Here is a 4,582-nt window from a genome sequence, read left to right as displayed (position 1 = left end):
GGTGTGGATGACGTAGGCGGTGGTGTCGGGGTCCGGCCGGCTCGCCCCGCCGGACCCCGACACCACCGCCTACGTCATCCACACCTCCGGTTCCACCGGCCGCCCCAAGGGCGTGGCCGTGACGCACCGGTCCCTGGCGAACCTCCTGGCGGGCCATCGCGAGGGCTTCGTCGCCGAGGCGGGCGGCGGGCCGCTGCGGGTGGCGCTGACGGCGTCGTTCTCCTTCGACACCTCGCTGGAGGGCGTGCTGCTGATGGCCGACGGCCACCCGCTGCACCTGGTCGACGAGACGACCCGGCTGGACGCCGCCGCGCTGGTCGAGTACGTCGTCGAGCACCGCATCGACTTCCTCGACCTGACCCCCACCCACCTGCGCCAGCTGCTGCCCGCCGGACTGCTCACCGACCCGCGCCACCACCCCCGGGTGCTGATGCTCGGCGGCGAGGCCGTCGGGCCCGGCCTGTGGCGGGAGCTGGCGGGGCGGCGGGACGTGGCCGCGTACAACTTCTACGGGCCCACCGAGTGCACGGTCGACGCCCTGGCCGGCCGCATCGAGGGCGACGGCCGCCCGACCGTGGGCCGGCCGCTGGCCAATGTGCGCGCCTACGTCCTCGACGACCGGCTCCGGCCCGTGCCGCCCGGAGTCGGCGGCGAGCTGTACCTGGCCGGCGTACAGCTGGCGCGCGGCTATGCCGACCGGCCGGGGCTCACCGCCGCACGGTTCCTGCCCGACCCGTTCGGACCGCCCGGCGCCCGCATGTACCGCACCGGTGACCTGGCCCGCTGGACCGCCGACGGACGCCTGGACCACCTGGGGCGCGCCGACGACCAGGTCAAGGTGCGCGGCCACCGCATCGAGCCCGGCGAGGTCGAGGCGGCCCTGACGGACCAGCCCGCCGTCGCCGCCGCCGCGGTCGTCGCCGTCACCGACCCGCACGGCCACACCCGGCTCGCCGCCTACCTCGTCCCCGCCGACCGCGACACGCACCTCGCCGCGGGCGACGTGAGAGCGGCCTGCCGGCGCGTGCTGCCCGACCACATGGTGCCGTCCTCCTTCACCGTGCTCGACGCCCTGCCGATGACCGTCAGCGGCAAGGTCGACCGGCGTGCCCTGCCCGCCCCCGACCTCGACGGCGGCGAGCGCGACAAGGAGTTCGTCGCCCCGCGCACTCCCGAGGAGGAGACCCTCGCCCGCATCTGGGCCGAGGTGCTGGGCGTGCGCCGGGTCGGCGTGACGGACAACTTCTTCGAGCTGGGCGGCGACTCCATCCTCAGCATCCAGGCCGTCTCCCGCGCCCGCGCGGCCGGCCTGCACCTGACCTCGCGGGACGTCTTCCGCCACCAGACCGTCGCCGACCTCGCCGCCGCCGCGTCCCCACGCACCGCCGGCGTGCCCGCGCCCCGGCGACCGCGCGAGGAGGGACCGGCGCCGCTGACGCCGGTCCAGGAGTGGTTCTTCGCCACGTACGGCCCGCTGCGGCACTTCAGCATGTCGATGCTGCTGGACCTGCCGCACGACCTCGACGAGCAGGCCCTTCGGCGCGCCCTGGAGGCACTGGCCGCCCACCACCCCGCGCTGCGCACCCGCTTCGCCCGCTCGGGGGACACCTGGCGCCAACACCCCGGCGACGGCCCGGCCACCGGCCTGCTCACCCGCCACGACCTCTCCCGCGCCGCCGACGCGACGGCCGCCCGCGAAGAAGCCGCCGAGGCCGCCCGCGCCGCCCTCGACCCGGAAACCGGCACCCTGCTGCGCGCCGCCCTGCTGTCCCGCCCCGGCGAGCGCCCCCAACTCTTCCTCACCGCCCACCACTTGGCAGTGGACAGCGTCTCCTGGCGCATCCTCCTCACCGACCTCGCCCAGGCCTACCGGCAGGCGGCCCAGGGCGACCCGGTCCGACTGGAGCCCGTCCCCACGCCGTTCGCCGACTGGGCCGCCCACCTGTCCCGCCGGGTACGCGCCGGCGACCTCGACGCCGACCTGCCGCACTGGACGGCCGAGGCCGCCGAACCCCGTACCCCGCTGCCCGTGGACCGCCCCGGCACTCCGCTCGCCGGCTCGGTCCGCACCCTGCGCACCCACGTGGACCGCGCCACCACCGGCGCCCTCCTGCGCCAGGTGCCCGCGGTCTACCGCACCCAGGTCAACGACGTGCTGCTCAGCGCGCTGAGCCGGGTCCTCGCCGACTGGACGGGCACCGAACGGGTGACCGTCGCCCTGGAGGGCCACGGCCGCGAGGACGACACGCTGGACCTGTCCCGCACGGTGGGCTGGTTCACCACCCAGTACCCCGTCACCCTCACGCCCGCCGGACCGTCCGACGCGCCCGACTGGGGCACGACCCTCAAGACGGTGAAGGAGCGCCTGCGGGCCGTTCCCCGGCACGGCCTCGGCTACGAGGCCCTGGCCCGCCTCGGCTCGCCCGACCCGGCCGCCCGCGCCCTGCGGGACCTGCCGCTGCCACAGGTCTGCTTCAACTACCACGGCCAGTGGGAGGCCGGCGACGGGCGGGACTTCGCCCCGGCGGGCGAGACGCCCGGCCGCGACATCGCCGCCGACGAGCCGCCGGCCCACCTGCTGGACGTCTCCGTCGTGGTCGCCGGCGGAGAACTGGAGATCACCTGGCACTACAGCGACCAGGTGCACGACGAGGACACCGTCCGCACCCTCGCCGACGGCATGACCCGCGCGCTCGCCGCGATCGCCGGGCACTGCGCCCGCCCCGACGCGGGCGGCCGCACCCCGTCCGACTTCCCGCTGGCCCGCCTCGACCAGGACCGCCTGGACCGGCTGGTCGGCGACGGGCGGGACGTGGAGGACGTCCTGCCGCTGACCCCGCTCCAGGAGGGCATGCTCTTCCACCGGCTGGTCGGCGGCGACGACGACGTCTACGTCGACCAGGCGGCGCTCCTGCTGGACGGCGTCGCCGACCCGCACGCCTTCGCCGCGGCCTGGCAGCGCGTCACCGAGCGCACGCCCGCCCTGCGCACCTGCGTGGTCTGGGAGGACGTCCCCGTGCCCCTCCAGGTCGTGCGCCGGGACGTGCGGGTGCCGGTGACCCACCTCGACTGGCGGGACCTGGACGAGACGGAGCGGGCCGAGCGCCTGGCCCGGCTGCGGGCGGACGACCTGGCCCGCGGCATCGACCTCGCCGCCGCGCCGCTGATGCGGCTGACCCTGGTCCGGCTGCCCGACGCGAGGCTGCACCTGCTGTGGACCTCCCACCACCTGATCCTGGACGGCTGGAGCCTGGCCCAGGTGCTGACCGAGGTGTGCGAGGAGTACGCGGCCCTCACCGCCGGCGCCGAGTCCCGGCCGCCGGTACGGCGCCCCTTCGGCGACTACGTGCGCCGGCTCGCCGAGCAGGACCCGGGCGCCGCCCGCGCGCACTGGCAGGACGTCCTCGCCGGCTTCACCACGCCCACCCCGCTGCCCGCCGACCGTCCCCTGCGCGAGGCCCACCTGGCCCGCTCCGCGGACGTGCACACAGCCGGCCTGGACGACGGGACGTCGGCCCGGCTGGCGCGCACCGCACGCGAAGCCGGGCTCACCCTCAACACGGTCGTGCAGGGCGCCTGGGCGCTACTGCTGGCCCGGTACGGAGCCGGGGACGACGTGGTGTTCGGCACCACCGTCTCCGGCCGGCCCGAGGACCTGCCCGGCGTCGAGTCGATGGTGGGCATGTTCATCAACACCGTGCCCACCCGGGTACGCGTCGACGCCGGGCGTACGGCCCGCGCGTGGCTGCGGGAACTGCAGGACGCCCAGGCCGAGTCGAGACGGTTCGCGGCCGTGTCGCTGGCCGAGCTGACCCAGCTGAGCGACGTGCCGTCCGGCAGCCCGCTCTTCCACAGCATGGTCGCCTTCGAGAACTACCCCTTCGACGAGGCCCGCACGGCCGGCTCCGGGGTGCGCCTGGCCGAGGTGACCTCCCGCGACGCCACCAACTACCCCCTCGTCCTGCGCGCCCACCACGGCGAACGCCTCGGCTTCGACCTCGCCTACGACCCCGCCCTGTTCGACGCGGCGACCGTCCGCTCGCTCGCCGGCCGGCTGTGCCTGCTGCTCACGGAGCTGGCCGACGGCACCGACCGGCCGCTGCGCGCCCTGGCCCGGCCGACGGCCGGGGAACGGCGGCGGATGCTCACCGACTGGAACGGTACCGAGGCGGGCCGCCCGGAAGAGACCCTGGTGGACCTGTTCGAGGCGCAGGCCGCCCGCACGCCCGGCGCCGTCGCCGTCACCTGCGGAACCGAGCACCTGGACTACGCCACGCTCGACGCCCGCGCCGGCCGGCTCGCCCACCGGCTCGCCGCACTCGGCGCCGCGCCCGAGCGGTTCGTCGCCCTCGCCCTGCCCCGCTCCTGCGACCAGGTCGTCGCGGTCCTCGCCGTGCTGAAGACCGGCGCGGCCTACCTGCCGATCGACCCGGCCTCGCCCGCCGAACGCATCGGCCGGCTCCTCGCCGACGCCGCCCCGGTGACGCTGGTGACCACGACCGGCACGGCGGCACGGGCCGACGGCACCGACGTACCCGTCCTCCTCCTCGACGACCCGGACGTCGAGGAGGAGGACGGGTAC

Annotated in this window: 1 protein-coding gene; it reads left to right on the top strand. The window is 76.3% G+C overall.

Features of this window, described 5'->3' with window-relative positions:
- Window positions 1-19: 19 nt before the first annotated feature.
- On the top strand, window positions 20-4,582 hold a 4,563-nt coding region (locus C1I97_RS31885; RefSeq protein ID WP_146608353.1), incomplete at its 3' end, for a condensation domain-containing protein.

This window comes from Streptomyces sp. NTH33 (assembly GCF_003236365.1).
Taxonomy (GTDB): Bacteria; Actinomycetota; Actinomycetes; order Streptomycetales; family Streptomycetaceae; genus Streptomyces.
The sequence above is the reverse complement of the archived record's forward strand: the minus strand, read 5'-3'. Positions and strand labels throughout refer to the sequence as shown.